16 protein-coding genes and 2 pseudogenes are annotated in these 19,292 nt (G+C 38.9%); 15 read left to right on the top strand and 3 right to left on the bottom strand.

The window, feature by feature from the left end; all coding sequences use genetic code 11:
- Positions 1-101 precede the first annotated feature (101 nt).
- The 7 genes from BSG1_RS05720 (at position 102) to BSG1_RS05690 (ending at position 8,320) form a co-directional block, all read left to right on the top strand.
- Positions 102-1,532, top strand: a complete 1,431-nt coding sequence (locus BSG1_RS05720; RefSeq protein WP_044022479.1) for an alanine/glycine:cation symporter family protein — start codon at positions 102-104, stop codon at positions 1,530-1,532.
- Between the two features lie 132 nt (positions 1,533-1,664).
- The gene (locus tag BSG1_RS05715; protein ID WP_006835988.1) at positions 1,665-2,420 is read left to right on the top strand and encodes a hypothetical protein; all 756 of its coding nucleotides are present in this window, start codon (positions 1,665-1,667) and stop codon (positions 2,418-2,420) included.
- 79 nt (positions 2,421-2,499) lie between these two features.
- Positions 2,500-2,958 carry a staygreen family protein gene (locus BSG1_RS05710; RefSeq protein WP_044022467.1) on the top strand — a complete coding sequence of 153 codons (459 nt, stop codon included), beginning with the start codon at positions 2,500-2,502 and terminating at the stop codon, positions 2,956-2,958.
- 107 nt (positions 2,959-3,065) lie between these two features.
- On the top strand, positions 3,066-3,542 hold the full coding sequence (locus BSG1_RS05705; RefSeq protein ID WP_006835986.1) for a PH domain-containing protein: 477 nt from the start codon (positions 3,066-3,068) through the stop codon (positions 3,540-3,542).
- A gap of 999 nt (positions 3,543-4,541) precedes the next feature.
- Positions 4,542-5,696 (top strand): CdaR family transcriptional regulator, encoded by a 1,155-nt coding sequence (locus BSG1_RS05700; protein ID WP_006835985.1) that lies wholly within the window; start codon positions 4,542-4,544, stop codon positions 5,694-5,696.
- Between the two features lie 126 nt (positions 5,697-5,822).
- Positions 5,823-6,962, top strand: coding sequence for a glycerate kinase (locus tag BSG1_RS05695; RefSeq protein ID WP_006835984.1), 1,140 nt, complete (start codon positions 5,823-5,825; stop codon positions 6,960-6,962).
- Between the two features lie 2 nt (positions 6,963-6,964).
- Positions 6,965-8,320 (top strand): GntP family permease, encoded by a 1,356-nt coding sequence (locus tag BSG1_RS05690; RefSeq protein ID WP_006835983.1) that lies wholly within the window; start codon positions 6,965-6,967, stop codon positions 8,318-8,320.
- Positions 8,321-8,605: 285 nt separating this feature from the next.
- Here the strand turns inward: BSG1_RS05690 and BSG1_RS05685 are convergent, their stop codons facing one another.
- A complete protein-coding gene (locus BSG1_RS05685) occupies positions 8,606-9,061 on the bottom strand; it encodes a hypothetical protein (RefSeq protein ID WP_006835982.1) in 456 nt (151 codons plus the stop codon).
- Positions 9,062-9,401: 340 nt separating this feature from the next.
- Between BSG1_RS05685 and BSG1_RS05680 the strand changes: the two genes are divergently transcribed.
- The 5 genes from BSG1_RS05680 (at position 9,402) to eutH (ending at position 15,175) form a co-directional block, all read left to right on the top strand.
- Entirely contained in the window at positions 9,402-9,806 is a 405-nt protein-coding gene (locus BSG1_RS05680) for a hypothetical protein (protein ID WP_006835981.1), read from the top strand.
- 546 nt (positions 9,807-10,352) lie between these two features.
- Positions 10,353-11,330: a tRNA dihydrouridine synthase gene (locus BSG1_RS05675; RefSeq protein ID WP_198008197.1), complete on the top strand. Its 978-nt coding sequence runs from the start codon at positions 10,353-10,355 to the stop codon at positions 11,328-11,330.
- A 462-nt stretch (positions 11,331-11,792) separates the two neighbouring features.
- Positions 11,793-13,325, top strand: a complete 1,533-nt coding sequence (locus BSG1_RS05670; protein ID WP_006835978.1) for a BCCT family transporter — start codon at positions 11,793-11,795, stop codon at positions 13,323-13,325.
- Positions 13,326-13,651: 326 nt separating this feature from the next.
- A complete protein-coding gene (locus tag BSG1_RS05665; protein ID WP_044022466.1) occupies positions 13,652-14,818 on the top strand; it encodes a GGDEF domain-containing protein in 1,167 nt (388 codons plus the stop codon).
- A 156-nt stretch (positions 14,819-14,974) separates the two neighbouring features.
- A complete protein-coding gene (gene eutH, locus BSG1_RS21295) occupies positions 14,975-15,175 on the top strand; it encodes an ethanolamine utilization protein EutH (protein WP_083802846.1) in 201 nt (66 codons plus the stop codon).
- A gap of 513 nt (positions 15,176-15,688) precedes the next feature.
- Here the strand turns inward: eutH and BSG1_RS05660 are convergent.
- Positions 15,689-16,012 (bottom strand): YnfA family protein, encoded by a 324-nt coding sequence (locus BSG1_RS05660; protein WP_006835975.1) that lies wholly within the window; start codon positions 16,010-16,012, stop codon positions 15,689-15,691.
- A 46-nt stretch (positions 16,013-16,058) separates the two neighbouring features.
- A pseudogene (locus BSG1_RS20165) lies at positions 16,059-16,679 on the bottom strand (nucleoside recognition domain-containing protein); the annotation flags it as partial.
- A gap of 412 nt (positions 16,680-17,091) precedes the next feature.
- Between BSG1_RS20165 and BSG1_RS05650 the strand changes: the two are divergent.
- From BSG1_RS05650 to BSG1_RS05640, 3 genes and pseudogenes are all read left to right on the top strand, one after another.
- Positions 17,092-17,760, top strand: coding sequence for a DsbA family protein (locus BSG1_RS05650; protein ID WP_044022465.1), 669 nt, complete (start codon positions 17,092-17,094; stop codon positions 17,758-17,760).
- Positions 17,760-18,173: a disulfide oxidoreductase gene (locus BSG1_RS05645; protein ID WP_006835971.1), complete on the top strand. Its 414-nt coding sequence runs from the start codon at positions 17,760-17,762 to the stop codon at positions 18,171-18,173. The genes BSG1_RS05650 and BSG1_RS05645 overlap by 1 nt, the downstream gene beginning before the upstream one ends.
- A 224-nt stretch (positions 18,174-18,397) precedes the next feature.
- Positions 18,398-18,987 (top strand): annotated as a pseudogene (locus BSG1_RS05640) (SCO family protein).
- Positions 18,988-19,292: the final 305 nt, after the last annotated feature.

Here is a 19,292-nt window from a genome sequence, read left to right as displayed (position 1 = left end):
TTCTTAGCTTGGTTTTAACTTGGTATATCGAGGGTAAAGCCAAGGGATGTTTTTGTCACTATTTATGCAGGAGGACAACAATGGATACAGAGAAAAACTTCATGGATTATTTTATAGACATCGTAGGCTCCCTCAATACGTTTGTATGGAGCTATATCCTGATTGCCGCGCTTATTGCTCTGGGAATCTACTTTTCAATTAGACTAAATTTGGTTCAATTTCGTTATATCGGTGAGATGTTCAGACTGCTCACTGATAAGGCAACGATATCGGCAGAAGGAAAAAGAGGAATTTCTTCTTTCCAGGCGTTTACCGTTTCTACTGCTTCCCGTGTCGGGACAGGGAATTTGGCAGGTGTAGCCACTGCTATTGCCGGTGGAGGACCTGGGGCAGTATTTTGGATGTGGCTCATCGCCCTGATCGGTGGAGCTACTTCCTTTGTGGAAAGTACCCTTGCACAGATTTATAAAGTCAAAGACAAGGATGGTTTCCGCGGAGGGCCTGCCTATTATATGGAAAAAGGCTTGAATGCCCGCTGGATGGGGATTGTTTTTGCGGTTGTCATTACATTCAGTTTTGGTCTTGTCTTTAATTCGGTACAATCTAACACGATATCCATTGCTGTGAATGAATCGTATGGGCTTAACCGCATGACAATTGGTCTTGTTCTTGCAGGCCTTACAGCTGTGATCATTTTTGGCGGGATTAAGAGAATTGCGAGTGTTACTCAGATTCTGGTTCCAATATTAGCAGTATTATATATATTGCTTGCACTTTTTATATTACTATCCAATATCACGTTAATTCCAGATATGTTTACTCTTATTTTTGAAAGTGCCTTCGGGCTTCGTGAAGTGGTCAGCGGGGGTGTTGGGGCAGCACTTATGATGGGAATCAAACGCGGATTGTTCTCGAATGAAGCGGGTATGGGAAGTGCGCCGAATGCTGCTGCTACAGCTGCGGTGACCCACCCTGCTAAACAGGGACTGATCCAGACGTTAGGTGTTTTTACAGATACATTGATCATTTGTAGTTCCACTGCCTTTATCATTCTTTTGTCTAATCAGTACACAGGCAATCTTGACGGAATCACTTTGACACAGGCGGCCTTGACCCATCATGTTGGTGATTGGGCCGGCATGTTTGTCGCAATAGCAATATTCTTGTTTGCCTTCAGTTCTATTATCGGAAACTACTATTATGGCGAGACCAATATTGAATTCATCAAATACAGCCCTGTTGCTCTTTTTGTCTATCGACTCGCAGTATTAGCGATGGTTGTATTCGGAGCTACAGTGGAGCTTGAGGTCGTATGGGGACTTGCCGATCTTTCCATGGGCTTCATGGCGATCATCAACCTTATTGCCATTACACTGCTGGCCAAGATAGCCGTAGCGGCTTTGAAGGATTACCGGTTACAGAAAAAAGAAGGAAAAGACCCTGTATTTTATTCGAATTCGATACCTGGTTTACAGAATATCGAGTGCTGGGAATCTATGCCTGAAGAAGAGAAAAGAAAACGAAATATGTAATGCAAAAGCGGATTGGCCTCTTGGGTCATCCGCTTTTTTTTGGGGATTCTTGCAATTCTGAGAAGACAAGTTACATACAATTACCTGATTTGGAGAACATAAGAAAAATTAATTTCTTAAGGAGAGGTTCAAATGAGAAAGGAATTGTTATTTGCATTTGCGGCTTTCTTTTTCATGTCCCTGCACGCGATTGCCGGGAGTTTTGCAGAAGAACACACCGTGCCTAATGTTCTTGCCATTAAGACTTATGAAAAGGATATGACGGGAGACGGAGCAAAAGACCAAATAACATTGTGGGGGAAGCCTTTCGAACCGGGCGCCTTATTTTATAAGAAAATCTGGGCAGAAATTAATACATCTGAAGGGAAAGAAGTTCAAATTGACTATGAAGGCGGTTATGAACCGGAAATTCAATTTCCAGACCTGAATCATGATGGTGTAAAAGATCTTCTGCAGTCTTCCGCAACGGGAGGAAGCGGTGGACTATATTCCTACAGCCTTTACACGTTAGCGGATAATGTTGAAGAAGAGATAGGGATGCCTCCAGCATTGTCGATAGAAGCTCATTTCGAAAATGATTATAAAGGTGTTATTACTTTTAATGACACAAATGAATCGGTTACAGTGGACTTGAGCGACAGGAAGGATGATTATGAACGGTTAGGGATTTTCCAAGATGGAAAGCTGAATGAACCGACAGAAATGATGGTGATTCCCTATGCCATGTTTGAAACTGTCAACATTCCAGACCAAAAAGGAGTGGGGTTAAAAGGAATACAGCGAATCAGTGGTGCATATCAGGCAGATGGGATCGGCAATGTCTATTCGTATTGGTATTACGAGAAAGGACAATGGAACCTGACAGATGTGCAGTGGGAAGATAATTAGGAAGGAAAACGAACCTTTCATAGGCATTTATCATATGTTAATTGTAAGCAAACACATCATGATGGTGAGGTGGCTTACGATGAGAGAATTTAACCCAGAGAAGCTTTCGGTTATTTACCATCCGCCTTCGTCTGTTTTTCACCCCATGGATGGCAGGAAGTATACAATGACTCATTCAGATGTGACTGGAGAGCTGTTTTTAAGTATTGGCTGCCATTATGATTTGGAAAAGTTGAACCCTAAAATGAGGGATGAAGTCCTTGCTGAATGGACAAGAGTCATGGGACAGTACACACTTTCCGGTACGGTATATGTAAGTGGAGGCGAATTTGATGAAAATATGGCAAAAGTACGATACATGATTTTCAAAAAGGAACTTCCACTTGCTTTATCTGCCATAGTGAATGGGGACAGAGGATTTTTCACATACTTTCCATGGCTGCTCGACGCCCCGATTTATGTAAGATTTGAATCTGTTTTTCCGGAGTTCCACCAAGTGCTTTTTTTCGGAACACCAAGGCAGTACTTAATCAAATAAAGATTAGCTGGAGGGTCGATGGGATCCTTCAGCTTTTTTGATGATTGTGAAACTTCTTAAGACACTCGTTCGTATTTATACTAGTACTGGTTAGGGAGGTAAAGTAAATGAGGTTTTATTCCAAAAGAGGGATCGTTATATTTCCTGTCCTATTAGTTGCTCTTATTGTTATTCTTTTATCCGTTGTTATCCAATTTGTAGACCTGGAATTTGTGACCAGAGTACTGGGTGAACCGGATGTAACAGGTTCACTTGCAGGAGTAATTATCCCATTGGCAGCAGCACTCCTGATCATTTGGTTGATTATCGCAACTTATTATGAGATTAACGATAGGGTGCTGAGAATAGTTGCAGGTCCAATTCGCTATACCATTGAAATCGAACGGATTAAATCAGTCAGGCCCAGCAGAAATCCGCTCTCAAGTCCCGCTTTGTCATTGGATAGACTGGAGATCACCTACAGCAAACCAACAGGTAAAGTGGAGTCCAGATACAGCTGGAATACCATTTTGATCTCACCTAAAAATAAGGAAAGGTTTATTGATGAGTTGCTTAAAGTAAACCGGAAGATAGAAGTTAAGTGATTCTATTTAGTTCTTAGAGGACGATAATTTGGGATCTGGAGTATTAGAGTTCTTTAGCGTAGTTTTAAAGGACGTTAATTTGGAGTTTGAGTAATTAATGTCTTATAGAGCCGTTTTAAAGGACGTTAATTTGGAGTTTGAGTAATTAATGTCTTATAGAGCTATTTTAAAGGACGATAATTTGGAGTTTGGGCAAATAAAAGTCCTATAGAGCCGCTTTAGAGGACGATAATTTGGAGTTTGAGTAATTAATGTCTTATAGAGCCGCTTTAAAGGACGATAATTTGGAGTTTGAGTAATTAATGTCTTATAGAGCCGTTTTAGAGGACGATAATTTGGAGTTTGAGTAATTAATGTCTTATAGAGCCGTTTTAAAGGACGATAATTTGGAGTTTGAGTAATTAATGTCTTATAGAGCCGTTTTAAAGGACGATAATTTGGAGTTTGAGTAATTAATGTCTTATAGAGCCGCTTTAGAGGACGATAATTAGGAGTTTGAGTAATTAATGTCTTATAGAGCCGTTTTAAAGGACGTTAATTTGGAGTTTAAGTAATTAATGTCTTATAGAGCGGTTTTAAAGGACGTTAATTTGGAGTTTGAGTAATTAATGTCTTATAGAGCCGTTTTAAAGGACGTTAATTTGGAGTTTGAGTAATTAAAGTCCTATAGAGCCGTTTAGAGGGCGATAATTTGGAGTTTGAGTAATTAAAGTCCTATAGAGCCGTTTAGAGGGCGATAATTAGGGATTAGAGCAAGTTAAAGTCCTCTAGAACCGATTTAGAGGACGAACATTTGTAAGTTTAGGCAATGAAAGTCCTCAAGCGCTATCTTAGAGAATTTATTTTTTTAAAAATATGTTCATAGTAAAATAGAATTGCTGTTTCTTATTTGAAGGAATTAAGATTCTCTTGTCGAATGTAAAGATGTTTAAGGTACTAGCCGTGCAATCATTAGAAGTCACGTCTACGTAAAAAGTAAATGAGTTAGGGAGCATCAACATGAGGATTACAAAAGAGTTAGCATTTCCAATTATTCAAAAGTTGACGAATACTATGAACTACAATATGAATATCATGGATGATCAAGGAATGATTATTGCCAGCTCCGATCCAAAGCGGGTTGATTCCATTCATGAAGGTGCTATAGAAGTACAAAGATCGAAGAAACCATTGATCATTGAAACAAAAGAAAGTTCTCGTTTTGTTGGGGCCAAAGAAGGGGTCAACCTGCCCATCGAGTTCATGAATGAAATAATAGGTACAGTGGGGATAACAGGAAAACCTGATCAGGTGATGGAATTAGTTCAAATGACAAAGATAACTGTTGAACTTATGCTTCAGCAGGCATATTTGCAGCAACAATCACACTTTGAACAACAGCAGCTTCACTCCTGGATCATGGAACTCATTAATCCAGATACTTTTGATGAGAAAAAATTAGCCAACCACGCACAACACTTTCTAAAAATAGACTTTGACAGAGCCTACGCTGTGATTCTAATGGAAATATCGGCACTAAACGCGTTGGACCCCTTAAAGGATTTAATTAAAAGAAATGAATTATGGGACGAGATCAATAAAGATATAAAAATGTATTTAACAGAATCTGCATTTATGGATCTGACTAAGGAAGGATTAATTATAATCTGTGTTGAAATCCCCCCTTATAAATCACAAGTGCAATTAATTGAGAAGTTTTTTAACTCAATAATGAAAAAAAATAAAAAGCTCTATGCAGAAACCAGGATAGCTGCAGGAGGCCGGCATAGACTTGTCAGCGGTATTAGAAAGTCCTATTTTGAAGCAAGACAAAGTCTTAGTCTGATGAAGAAATTCATGGATAAAAAGAATATAAGCCACATTGATGACTGGGGAATCATTAAGCTGTTAGACCAGGTGCCGGTTTCTTTCCGGAAAGGATTCATCGAACAGTATGACATTGAAAAGCTGCCGACTGAACTGTTGTATACATTGCAGACCTTATTTAATTGTGATCATAATTTGACCTTGACAGCCAAAACGCTTCATATTCACCGCAACACGTTGGCATACAGATTAGAAAGCATCCAGCAAATTATGAAACTTAATCCGAAATCATTGAATGACTTATTCATCCTTAAAATATTATTGCTCTTAAAGCAGCTGGGAAAGTAGTATGCAATTGGGCATTTGCACAAACAAGCGGAACATTGGAAGGGATAACTTTGTTATTCTTTCCAATGTTTTTGTTTTTAAAATATTATAAATTTTATATAAGTTCTAAAAGAAAAGGTGTTGTGTATGAAAATTATAATTGCACCAGATTCATTTAAAGGCAGTTTAACAGCATTGCAAGCAGGAACTATTATTCAAACAGCCTTCCTGACTGTACTGCCAAATGCTAAAGTTGATGTCGTACCCATGGCGGATGGAGGTGAGGGAACCCTGGACACCCTTTTATTCGCCACAAAAGGTAAGCGCTTTCAAGCAAAGGTTATGGGACCTCTCGGGAAAGAGGCAGAAGTTGAGTATGGTCTCCTCGGTGATGAAGAAACCGTCATTATTGAAATGGCGCAAGTTTCAGGTCTGCCAATGGTTCCAGAAGAGAAGCGGAATCCACTGCATACCACTTCATATGGTATAGGCGAGGTTATTGAGGAAGCCATTCAGAAAGGCTATCGAAAGTTTATTATTGGCTTAGGTGGAAGCGCTACCAATGATGGCGGTTTAGGAATGCTTCAAGCCTTGGGTGTAACATTCCTTGATGGAGAAGGTAAGGGAGTTGATCCTATAGGGGCCTCAGTGGAAATAATTGAGCGGGTGGATTTTTCTACTATCGACCGGAGGGTAAAGGACTGTACTTTTCAAATTGCAAGTGATGTAGAAAACCCACTGTGTGGGGAAAACGGAGCAACCGCTGTATTTGGTCCACAAAAAGGTGCAGATGCTGAAATGGTAAAGCGGCTCGACGCTGCGTTATCAAAGTACGCAAGTTTAATAGAGAAGCATCTCGATATGGAATTTATGAACCATAAAGGTGCAGGTGCGGCAGGTGGATTGGGGTTCGCCTTCCTTGCTATAGGCGGTGAAATGATCTCAGGATCCAAACTAATCGCAGAGGCAGCAGGCCTTCAAGTAAAGTTGGAGAATGCAGACTTTGTTATCACAGGGGAAGGACAAAGTGACTTTCAAACATTATTTGGAAAAGTCCCAGGGTACGTTGGAAAACTGGCTGCTGAAATGAATGTGAATGCCCTGTTAATCTCTGGAGGCTTAGGCAAAGGGTACGAAGAATTATATCAATATTTTATCAGCTGCAACTCTATTGTCAGTGGACCTATGCCTTTACAACAGTGCATGGACAACGCAGAATCACTTTTATTTAACAAGGCAGTAGATGTAGCCAGAAATATTCAGTTCTTATACAAAAGGGGGAAATAAAAATGGAGGGACCTCTATTATTTTTAATCATTTTATTAGGTGTAGCCTTTATAGTTTTTGCAACGGCAAAGCTTAAGTTGCATCCGTTCTTATCTTTATTATTTGCAGCATTTCTTGTCGGTCTGCTGGCAGGTCTGCCGTTAGACTCAATTGTTGAGGCAGTCAATGGTGGATTTGGCGGATTGATGGGTTACATCGGGATCGTCATCGTTGCTGGTACCATCATCGGTACTGTGTTAGAAAGGTCAGGGGCTGCCCTTCGTATGGCTGAAGTCGTTCTTCGTCTAGTCGGCGAAAAGCGTCCTCAGCTGGCTATGTCCTTGATAGGAGCCATTGTCAGTATTCCGGTTTTCTGTGACTCAGGTTATGTTATTCTATCAAGCTTAAAAAAAGCATTAGCCAAAAGGGCAAAAGTGGCAGTGGCGTCGATGGCGGTAGCCTTGGCAACAGGGCTATATGCTACTCATACACTTGTCCCGCCAACACCAGGGCCGATTGCTGCTGCTGGTAATATTGGCGCCAGCGACTATTTGGGAACGATCATTTTAGTCGGTATCGTCGTAGCGATACCTACCATTCTAGCAGGTAACTTCTGGGCTATGAAGGTAGGAACTAAAATTGAGGTTCAAGATGAGGGACCTCTGGAATTAAACTATGATGACATTGTAAAATCATTTGGCGAGCTGCCGTCAACAACCAAATCATTTGCCCCGATTGTATTGCCAATTTTGTTAATAGGACTCGGGTCTGTCGTTAAATTCCTGCAGCTGGAAGGTACATTTGCAGATATCTTCACCTTTTTAGGTTCGCCGCTGGTCGCATTGCTGGTGGGTGTAATCGCATCCTTCTTCTTAATGCCTAAAATGGATGAGGAAACCCTGACAGGCTGGGTTGGCGATGGAATAAAGGATGCCGCAACAATCCTCTTGATTACAGGTGCAGGCGGAGCTTTTGGTTCTGTGATCAAAGCGACACCTGTTGCAGATTTGATTCAGGGCTTTGCAGATGGGGGACTTCTGAGTGGAGTATTCCTGCTAGTGATTCCATTCATCATTGCAGCTGCATTAAAGAGTGCACAAGGATCCTCAACGGCAGCATTGGTCGTTACATCAACACTTGTAGCCCCTTTACTTCCGCAAATGGGAATCGAAGGTGCACTGCCATTAGCCTTGGTCGTCATGGCCATTGGTGCAGGGGCAATGACAGTCAGCCATGTAAATGACAGCTTTTTCTGGGTGGTAAAAGAGTTCAGTGGAATGAAAATTACCGATGCTTACAAAGCGCAAACCATGGCTACGTTAATCCAAGGGTTGGTGGCGATTGTGACGACGATGATTTTGTGGGTTATATTTGTATAATTTTCAGGAAGGCTTCCTTTTGGGGAGTCTTTTTTTATTGTCTTGTATTTACTAATTTCCTACTGGAACAAATGTTCGTGTAATGAGTTTAAGTAATAAATATCATAAATAATATGTTCTGAAACGTAAAAAAGCTGATTTAAAAAACCACCTTTTACCGCTTTCCAATATTCAATTAATGTTAGAGGCCTTATAAAGAATAACGTGAGCAAGAATACATTAATTATCAAGGTGTTAGAATTTGCTGTTGCTCTGTCTATACACTCATAAGAGAGGAGTAATTTTTCATATAGGCTCTCTACCTGTACTTAGAGCATTGAGAATTACGCTTTTCAAATGAGGAGTAAGTTGTCTCAAATCTTCCACACTATATACTCCTGCATAGTATTGAATGACTAACCCATCTACAAAGGAAACTAGAACGGATGCGCCTAAGCTGGTATGAAGTAACGGAAAATCATTATTTTCATCCAAAACGGATAACTTTTTTTGCAAGTGGTTAACCATACGACTAAATGATTCACTAAAGGTGGATTTGCTAATTTCTCCCTTGGTATAACGACTCATGACTGATTTTATCATCTCGAGGTTGCTTTGATTATATTCCCAGGAATCATTTAAGAATTTCTGAATGAAATCCTCTACCGACCTGCTTCCATTAGCATCTAGAGCTTCTATATAATCATCTTCTAACTGTTTTAAATTAGCATCCATTTCAGTGTAAGAGCTTGTTTTTTCCATGTTAGCACCGTCCTCTGCAATATTTGAAGATATCTAAAGAATTCCCACCTTGTTGGTTATCAAACATTCTACATAATTAAGTTCATAGTAGAATGCTAGCGGGAAAGCGAGAGAGGAAAGAGCAATTAGGAGTCGATTATCCTTTATAGACGCTAAAGGTGAGGTTGCTGAAATATTGAAGTGATTTGAGGTATTTCACTGTTCTTAAATAGAGCGTAAGGTTTGTTACTTGGAAAAACCTTAATATAGATGTAGCCATAGTAACGCATTAATTTGATAGAATAGTATAAAAAAAGAAAAGGGATCAGTCTCCTTCTTTCTAAGTTAGGATGAGAAACCATTGATTTTAAAAAGAATCATAAATGAACAGGAAAATATTTATAAAAAATCAGTTCTGCAAACAACACAGATTCTCTTATGGATTTTGTTATTTTGCACATTCGCACTGATGGGAAATCTCTTTCTAGAAGTAAATTCTTATGGCATCGATATAGGAATAAACAGTACTCTCCAAACCTTGAATTTGTTAACGGAACCGTTATTTTCCCCATTATATTGGGGTTGGAAGCAGGAGAGTTCATTTGGTTATTTGATACTGAACGGTATTATATTTTATGTGTTTTTGAGCTTTGCCTTTTGGATGAAATCCATGGTGCAGTGGGCAGGTGTGGTTTTTCTGCTAATGTTTTTTATAATGGCAGGAGCTTGGTATTATGTTTACATCCTAAGTTATGTAGCTTTTTAATCATGGCTTTTTCTAAAACTTTGTACTATGATTGCAAAAAAAAGCCGTAATTTACAGGAATTCCCTGGTAAGCAAAGAGAGAAAAGAGCTGCTCTCCCTGTTTATAGAGAAAAAAACTTGTAACCAGGGGAAAAATCCGGCACTTGGGATTTTTCCGAAAGTAACAATCTATATGAAAACAGCTTTACTCATTTAATAGGCTTCTTCTTTAGAGAAACTATTCGAGGAAGAGGAATACTCTTAATGCATAGAGAAGAAGTGGAACGAATAACATAGTAAATACACTATCACCCTCGTCATCCAGCAGAGTATCACGTTTGAAAACAGTTTTACCAGGAGAAATATAAGACAAATGTACATATTTGGTGTATAATCCTTATTGTTGTTTTTTTTGGATTAATTTTTAAAGATATATAGTTGATAAAAAGTGCTTAAGCATGGTATAAGTGTAAAGGAGCAAAGAAGGAGAGATATCTTTGCTTTTTAATATTGGAGTGACATCAAGGTTTAACTGATGCCCTGATAATGAGAGGAATGAATTACGATATGAAAGATAATTTTTGGCGTGAATTACCACGACCGTTTTTTATACTGGCACCAATGGAAGATGTGACGGATGTTGTTTTCCGTCATGTAGTAAGTGAAGCAGGTCGACCGGATGTGTTTTTTACTGAGTTTACGAATTCGGAAAGTTATTGTCATCCAAATGGGCGCCAAAGTGTGCGCGGGCGTTTGACTTTTACAGAAGATGAACAGCCGATTGTAGCTCATATATGGGGAGATAAACCCGAATTCTTCCGCGAAATGAGTATCGGAATGGCTAAAGAAGGATTCCGGGGAATCGACATCAACATGGGTTGTCCTGTAGCTAATGTGGCAGGGAACGGAAAAGGTTCTGGTTTAATCCGCAGACCTGAAGTTGCGGCAGAGCTCATTCAAGCTGCAAAGGCAGGAGGTTTGCCTGTAAGCGTGAAGACAAGGCTTGGTTATTCAGAGGTAGATGAATGGCGCGACTGGCTAACACATTTATTGAAGCAGGACATCGTGAATCTTTCAATTCACCTCCGTACAAAAAAAGAAATGAGTAAAGTGGACGCTCATTGGGAGCTCATCCCGGAAATCAAAAAACTTCGTGATGAGGTGGCTCCGGATACCCTGCTGACAATCAATGGGGATATCCCTGATCGTCAAACAGGTTTGGAACTGGTTGAGAAATACGGCGTTGATGGCGTTATGATCGGACGCGGCATCTTCCATAATCCATTCGCTTTTGAAAAAGAGAAGAAGGAACACAGCAGCAAAGAACTGCTGGATCTCCTGCGTCTGCACCTTGACCTTTATGATAAGTACTCAACGGAAGAAGAACCACGTCCGTTTATTGCTCTTCGTCGATTCTTTAAAATCTATGTAAAAGGATTCCGCGGTGCAAGCGAGTTAAGAAATCAATTGATGGAAACACAATCAACGGCTGAAGTACGTTCATTGCTTAATACCTTTGAGGCAGAAAATGAGGTGCTTGCATAATATTTTTAGCAGGCAGCTAATTACTGGAATAACGGCTGAAGAAAATAAAAACACTCACAGATCTTTCAAAATCTGTGAGTGTTTTTTATTTGTAAGAGGGGTATAAGCGTCTGGAACATACCCCTGAATATAATCGAAAGAGTCTTAAAATTATAACAGTGACAGAGTAAATAGAACGATTAAAGAGTATTTTGGCCTAATGCAAGTATTTTTCTCTTTTATTATATCTCAAAAGCTTTAAATGGATGATAATGCTTACATATGAACTTTGAATAGAGTGTATCAAAGAGGATATAATTGAAGGGTCATGTGCAGAGAAGTAAATGTATAGAAGCGGGAAAATGATATTACTCCTTATACTACAATATTGTTTTTTTATTCTTTCTTAATCCTTCTGAGAGTGCCCCCCTATTATTTATTCAAACAAAAAATTGCATCAAAGTTAGGAGTTATTAATTACATATGAAAAGTGCTACAAATGTTTTTTATGTATCATTAGCTATCATGACAGGATTAGTCCTCATGGGAGTGTTTGTGCCGGAATTCTTGGAGAGCGTTACGAGCAGCGCTCAAGGCTGCATCCTGAATAGTTTCGGTTGGTATTACTTAGCGATTGTGACTGTATTCGTAGGAGTGTGTGTGTACCTATTGGTAAGCCCGGTAGGACGGATCAAGCTCGGAAGGCAGGATGATGTTCCCGAGTTTACACGACCAACTTGGGTGGCTATGCTTTTCAGTGCCGGTTTGGGAGTTGGATTACTCTTCTACGGTACTTTCGAGCCGATCAGCCATTTTGCCATCAGTTCACCTACAGGCGAAACTGGAACCAACCAAGGCGTTAAAGATGCAATGAGATTCACATTCTTCCACTATGGAATTCATGCATGGGCGATTTATGGTTCCATTGCTTTAGCTCTGGCCTACTTCACTTTTAGAAGAGGGGAAAGAAGCTTAATCAGTAAAACATTACGTCCGCTGATTGGAAAACATGTAGATGGGGCAGTTGGTACAGTGATTGATGTCATTGCAGTTATTGCCACAATCTTAGGGGTTGCAACAACGCTTGGCTTCGGTGCTTCGCAAATAAACGGGGGACTTTCTTACTTGTTTGGAGTGCCAACCAACATAATGGTTCAGACGATCATTGTGGGGATTGTGACAGTGCTGTTTATCATTTCTGCCTCAACTGGTTTAGGTAAAGGAATCAAGATTTTGAGTAATTTGAATATGGGACTTACCGCAATTCTTTTTCTTTTCGTGTTCATATTCGGACCGACCCTTTTCATACTTAATCTGTTAGTCGACACGGTCGGGGCTTATTTCCAGAACTTCCTGAATATGAGTTTTCGTATTGCCCCGATGAACGAAGAAGCCCGAGGATGGATTAATGGATGGACGATCTTCTACTGGGCATGGTGGATTGCCTGGTCTCCATTTGTAGGCGTGTTTATTGCCAGGGTATCCAAAGGAAGAACAATCCGGGAGTTTATTGTCTACGTTCTGCTTGCTCCGTCACTTATATGTTTCATCTGGTTTACGACATTTGGAGGAGCGGCTATCACAACCGAGTTAACCGGGTTGCTCTCAATTTCCAGCTTATCGCCTCCAGAATCACTATTTGGTCTATTAGAAACGTATCCGATTTCTATGATCTCATCGCTGCTAGCCATTGTGATCATTGTAACGTTCTTTGTTACATCCGCAGACTCAGGTACATATGTCCTGGGGATGATGACATCCAATGGATCACAGAATCCAAGCAATCCGATCAAGATCATCTGGGGAATCTATCTTTCCGGGACTGCACTAGTTCTCATGTATTCCGGCGGGTTACAGGCATTACAGAATACTATGATCATTGCAGCTTTGCCGTTTTCCATAATATTAGGATTAATCGTCATCAGTTTGCTTAAAGCCTTGCAAAGGGAAGCAAAAGAGCTGGGTCTTGGGCAGATAAAAATGCCTGACAAGAAAAAACCTATTAAAACACCTTAATCAGACAGCCTTGTATTCATTTTGTGGATGCGAGGCTGTCTTAACTATGTATAAGCTCCTTCAGGAAGCTGAGAAAGAAGAATAAACTATTAAAGTTAAGAGTATTTTGGTGTTTTGGATTAGTTTTGAGAAGAGCAAAATACACAATTCTTTTTAAAAGATAGTAACAAAGGGATGTTGAGGAGTTATATTGGAGCTCCTTAAATATAACTCTCCCAGTTAGCTTTCTGACCTTTTGAAGGACTTAGCGAAAAATTAATATTTTATGTTTACAAGTTTGATATACTATAAGTTGTATTTATTTGTGGATTGAATGGAGTTTAAAAATGAATTTTCTATTAGATATAAAAACCATCTGTGTCACTCTTGTAATTGGTCATTTATTTACTTTAGTTTTAATAACAGCGTATTGGCAGCAATATAAGAAAACTATGACTTTTAAATCCTTTTTTTATGCGAAACTGTTTCAAGCATTAAGTTGGTTTTTAATTATGTTACGTGGTGACATTTCAGGGTTTTTATCTATATCATTAGCAAACACATTTTTGTTTATTGGAATCTCCCTTGAGGCAATTGCCCTACTTATGCTGCGAGGTTTATTTACCAACAGGTTAATGAAAATATATGCATACTTAACCACTTTTAACATAGTTGGTTTTCAAATGATTATTTTCTTAGATAACACTGAAAACGCACGACTGGCTTTTGGATCATTAGCATCTGCTGCTCTGCTTATCATACCCGCTTACCAATTCATTACTACTAATAAAGCATCATTGTTAATGAGGTTAATGGGATATCTCTACTTTCTGGTTGTTCTAACATTAATGGCTAGAGGAATCATTGCCTTATTTTCAAATATTACCATAGAACTTGTTTCCTCAGGAATAAGCCAATCCACCTCATTTTTAGCTGTTTTTATTATCATGATTTTAAGTAACACAGGGTTTGTCTTACTATTAAAAGAAGATGCTGATAAAGAATTAATTAAAATGGCAGCTTATGACGATTTAACGAACGCATTAAATCGTAGGACGTTTATTACTCGGGGAAAACAAAGCCTAAAGGATTGTGTTAAAAATAAAATACCTCTATCCTTTATCCTCTTTGATATCGATCATTTTAAGAAAATCAATGATAGCAATGGACATAATATAGGGGATAAGGTTCTAATTAATATAGTAAATTGTATTAATGAACGTCTTTCTTCAAACCATTTGTTAGGAAGGTATGGTGGTGACGAGTTTGCCATGTTGCTTCCTGGAATGGGGGACTCGGATTCCACATTATTTGCTGAAAATATTATTAAAGACATAGAGAAAGCAGGCATCAATGAAATACAATTGTCTTATACGATTAGTTTAGGGGTGCTTACAGTTCTTCCTGATACACATACAAACTTAGATGAACTTTATATTACATGCGATAAAGCTCTTTATTTGGCAAAAGAGAATGGAAGGAATTGTGTTTATCGTATTTGTAAAGATTATTAAGTGAACGAGGGGCTAGCTTACAAGAAAAAGGATCCGGTTGCGACTGGTTCCTTTTTCTTTTATTGGGTTGGTAATTGAACATAGCAGGAAGTTGATAAAATTTACAATCTATATAGATGTCACTTTGGTCCACATCTCAATTCTTAAGTCAGTCAATTGGTTTTGAAATTATGTCGATTTTCTTACTTAATATATGATTTTTTAGCTTTATTACCCCTGTTTGTATTGGGGAGCCATTTGGGCTTTGTCGCCGCAGTGGACAAAGAGTATTTGGTACCTATGATTGTAGGTAAATTGACTGCTGGAATCCTGGCTGCGTTAATTGCTTACCTGGCTACCAGGAAAAGGCTTAACTGAAATGACCATTTGAAGACCCGAACACCTGAAATCCAACCCTTCCAAATTTAATTAAATGTTAGTGTAGACGTTCCGTGTCCAGAGTGCGTTTATCATATTAGGGCTATTCCTTAATTAGCTAGGAAACTATCTGCAGATAAGCTGGGCAGGTTCAATTGCTTCAGCAAAAAGCTACCATGCAGTTGGTAGCTTTTTGCTTTAAAAAATCTTTTCGAATGAAAGCCAATAAGAGCATATTCGAGTCCTTAACAGGCTTTCATGCCCCAGTAGTTTCTGGAGGGGATGCAAATCAACCTTATATAGTGTACATTCTCTTGCTCTGGTACAGAAGTTAGGTGGCAAACCTATGACGCAAATGATGCTACGTATAGCGGTGAGGGTGGCCGGCTTCTTTAAGCACCTCTTTGAATAGGACATTTATTCCCAGTGGATATAGGGAAGCATAAGTTTTTATGATTACTTTACTATCAAAAAATAAAAAGCTGAAGTAACCACGGGGTCACTTCAGCTTTTTTATCTGGGTGCCCATAAGATAACCGATACACCAAGCACACAAATTGCCGGTCCTACAAAGTCATAAACATCAGGCGTGTTTTTATCGACCCACCAGCCCCACAGGATGGAAAGGACGACAAACACGCCGCCGTATGCCGCATAAACTCTTCCGAATGCAGGGAAGTTTTGAAGGGTAGGGACAATGCCATAAAGGATTAAGATGAATCCGCCCCAAACTCCGTACCAGGGAGATGAATTCTCTCTCAGCCATAACCATATGAGATAGCCGCCCCCAATTTCCGCAATACCTGCTACGATGAATAATAAAATGGCGGTTAACAACTTTTATTCCCTCCTTGATCAACAGTTTGATGGCTTAAGGCATGGCTTATACCCGGTTAACCCCAGCCAAAGAATATGGCAAGTTGAGCGATAGCAAATGTACTCCAATGGCCAAACCGCTTGGGATAGCAAAAGAAAGGAACGTCCACTTCTTGCTTTGTGTTTCTTTATAGATGTTGATCAGCGTCGTTCCGCATGAAAAATGGAGAGGTGAGAATAGCATCATATTCAATGGAGTTACCCACGTCCATCCTTAATCGATAAAGATTTGTTTCTATGAATCGAGATCCTCCACTTCAATCATAGCACCTTTAGATAAATAGGACATTAATAGAATGGGAAGGACGATTTCATTTGCAGGTAATCCCAAAATGAAAGCCATAAGGATAAAGCCGTCCATTCCAAACTGCCGGACAAAAGGATCGAAAAATTGAACCATGTGCATTAGAATGCTGGTTTCGCCAATCATGATCGCTCTTTTTAGAACAAAGACAGACTTGTCAAGAGTAGTACGGACAACAATTGTGTTGAGAAACTTCGGCTTGCGGTATGGAGGGAGTTCTAATAATGTGTCGGCTACCCCTTTTAAAGCCGTTTTAGATAGTAAACAGGAAACGGCAAGGATTACTATGATTCCAAATATCACCATCCCTACCACGACTCCCGCTATCTGGCTTTATCATTTCATTCTCTTACTGTCCGGCGCTATTAAAAATAGCGCCGGACATAATAGATTGAAGGCTCTTTATATAGAGTTTAAAAGCTACATAAATCTTCTTATAGATGAATTTTAATATGAGAATTTTTGTGATAAGCCAAAACATATTAGACACCCCTAATATGTTTTGGTAATATTGTATTAGCTTTTTCTGTTAGATTTATAAACTGGCTAAATGTTCTATAGGCCTTTGACTTTCTCTATAGAATCAGCCTATTTCGATTAACGATGTGAGAAACTCGAATGGGAACAGCAAAGCTAATCTGTATCGCTCAGCTGATAAACGGCGATAGTTTTTAATGGGTTAGTAGATAGCTTTATGCTTGGTAGTTTTTATGAAAATTCAATTTGAGGTGAAAGAATGAATAGCAAGAAATCATCCCCAATGAAATATCTTGTCTTGATCACTCTAGCAGTTGTGATCCTATTAGCAATGATAGTAGTGTTAACTAATAAGAGTAAAGACACTGATCAAACTCTAGAGTCGCATCCACCGACGGCAAATCAGCCTATGATTGGAAAAAAGGATGCACCTGCCTCAGTAGTAGAATTTGGCGACTTTAAATGCCCTGCTTGTAAAGCATGGGGAGAAATGATTTATCCGCAGTTGAAAGCGGACTTCATTGATACAGGAAAAGCCAATTTTACTTACATTAATACTGAATTCCATGGGAAAGAATCTACATTAAGTGCATTAGCTGCTGAGTCAATATTGAAGAATGATCCAGGTTCATATTGGGAGTTCCATAAAAAATTGTTTGAAGAACAGCCTGCGGATAACCATGATGCACTATGGATTACAGTAGACAAACTTGTTGAGGTGGCTAAAAAAACTACAGACATTGAGGCAGATCAATTTAGGCAGGACATTGAGCAGCAAACATACATGGAGGAAGTAAATGTAGATAGTTCACTTGTTCAAGATTTTAATATACAGAAAACACCAACCATCATAATAAATGGTACGATGCTTGAAGACCCCTATGATTATGAAAAAATTAAAGCATTAATTGAAGAAGGGCAAGAGTAATGGGGAAAAATCAAGTTTTTTTGTATAGTGCCTGGTTAGTATCTGTTATTGCTACCTTAGGGAGCTTGTATTTCAGTGAAATTAGGGGATTCATCCCTTGTGAATTATGCTGGTATCAACGAATCGGTATGTATCCGCTCACCCTTATCCTTGGGGTTGCCACATTCCAAAATGATTCTGGATTGAAAAAGGTAGTTCTTCCAATGTCAATTGTGGGAGGGGTTATCTCTTTCTTTCATTATTTGGAACAGAAAGTGCCGGGTTTTGGAGGAATAAAGGAATGTGTGAGCGGTGTGCCTTGCAGTGCAGAATATATAAATTGGTTAGGGTTTATCACCATTCCTTTTCTCGCATTATCTGCATTTACTCTCATCACAATATTCTCTTTGTTGATTAATAATAAACAGGGTTAGCTAAAGCAGTCCTGCAGTACCGGTTATGGCCAGTTCTGCAGGCTTTATTTGTGCCAATAAAAAATTAATGAAATAAATATACTCAATTTTTATATACATACCCGTAAAATTTTTTCGAGCGAGTAGTTATTGCTTAAAGGGTTCACATGATTTTCATTTTTTAATTCCTATCGTTAAATGGTTTAAGTTAGAATGACATTAAATTCATAAAAGGGGTTTAAAATATGAATAATAGAATTTTTTTATTAACTATTTTGGCTATCATTTCATCCATCACTTTAGCCGGGTGTGCAACATTTGAAGCAGAATCAGACTGGGAAGTTGAGGATTTCACCTATACTAACCAAAATAATGAGGAAGTCGGATTATCAGATTTGAAAGGTTCCATATGGGTTGCAGATTTTATATTTACCAACTGTGACACTGTCTGTCCCCCAATGACTTATAATCTCACTCAGTTCAAAAGAAATTGGAAGAAGAAGGGGGAAAAGATGTGAGAATCGTTTCCTTCAGTGTAGACCCGGAAGTGGATACACCTGAAGTGTTAAAAGATTTTATTGGAATGTACGAAGCCAATACAGAAAACTGGGATCTATTAACTGGGTATGAATTACGTGAAATCTCTTCTTTTGCAAAAGAATCCTTCAAAGTATTGGTCACTGATGACCCTTCTTCCAACCAGGTAATACACGGTACAAGCTTTTACTTAGTAAATAAAGAAGGAAGAGTGGACAAGGATTATAGCGGTGTCCAGGATGTACCTTATGACGAAATTATTTCAGACATTAAGCTATTAAGAAAAACTTATGAATAGGGGCGTGGATTTGAAATTCTTTAAATCGTTAATCATCCTGTTGACAATAGCGGTGTTCTGAAATGCAGAAATGAATGATAATAGCCATAAGCAGGGTAATTCAAGCTTAAGAATGGTTCAAATAAAAGTTAAAACAGATACACAGTTAGTATAACTTGTTCAAGAAAATTGCTTACTAATGAAAACACCTTTTCTTTTAATGTGTTTTTTTGTATTAACTTTGACACACATATTAGAAATTGGTAATATGTTATCAATAAGACGTATTAGATATATCTAATATGAGTTGGAGGGGTTACGATTGT

This window comes from Bacillus sp. SG-1, from assembly GCF_000181495.1.
In the GTDB taxonomy this organism is placed as follows: Bacteria; Bacillota; Bacilli; order Bacillales; family Bacillaceae_B; genus Rossellomorea.
Note: the sequence above shows the minus strand (reverse complement) of the source record. Positions and strands in the feature narration are given on the sequence as shown.

What these genes read in the sequence shown, in the direction of transcription:
- BSG1_RS05720 (WP_044022479.1), top strand. Translation starts at nt 102, where the DNA reads ATGGATTATTTTATAGACATCGTAGGCTCCCTCAATACGTTTGTATGG.
- BSG1_RS05715 (WP_006835988.1), top strand. Translation starts at nt 1,665, where the DNA reads ATGAGAAAGGAATTGTTATTTGCATTTGCGGCTTTCTTTTTCATGTCC.
- BSG1_RS05710 (WP_044022467.1), top strand. Translation starts at nt 2,500, where the DNA reads ATGAGAGAATTTAACCCAGAGAAGCTTTCGGTTATTTACCATCCGCCT.
- BSG1_RS05705 (WP_006835986.1), top strand. Translation starts at nt 3,066, where the DNA reads ATGAGGTTTTATTCCAAAAGAGGGATCGTTATATTTCCTGTCCTATTA.
- BSG1_RS05700 (WP_006835985.1), top strand. Translation starts at nt 4,542, where the DNA reads ATGAGGATTACAAAAGAGTTAGCATTTCCAATTATTCAAAAGTTGACG.
- BSG1_RS05695 (WP_006835984.1), top strand. Translation starts at nt 5,823, where the DNA reads ATGAAAATTATAATTGCACCAGATTCATTTAAAGGCAGTTTAACAGCA.
- BSG1_RS05690 (WP_006835983.1), top strand. Translation starts at nt 6,965, where the DNA reads ATGGAGGGACCTCTATTATTTTTAATCATTTTATTAGGTGTAGCCTTT.
- BSG1_RS05685 (WP_006835982.1), bottom strand. Translation starts at nt 9,061, where the DNA reads ATGGAAAAAACAAGCTCTTACACTGAAATGGATGCTAATTTAAAACAG.
- BSG1_RS05675 (WP_198008197.1), top strand. Translation starts at nt 10,353, where the DNA reads ATGAAAGATAATTTTTGGCGTGAATTACCACGACCGTTTTTTATACTG.
- BSG1_RS05670 (WP_006835978.1), top strand. Translation starts at nt 11,793, where the DNA reads ATGAAAAGTGCTACAAATGTTTTTTATGTATCATTAGCTATCATGACA.
- BSG1_RS05665 (WP_044022466.1), top strand. Translation starts at nt 13,652, where the DNA reads ATGAATTTTCTATTAGATATAAAAACCATCTGTGTCACTCTTGTAATT.
- BSG1_RS05650 (WP_044022465.1), top strand. Translation starts at nt 17,092, where the DNA reads ATGAATAGCAAGAAATCATCCCCAATGAAATATCTTGTCTTGATCACT.
- BSG1_RS05645 (WP_006835971.1), top strand. Translation starts at nt 17,760, where the DNA reads ATGGGGAAAAATCAAGTTTTTTTGTATAGTGCCTGGTTAGTATCTGTT.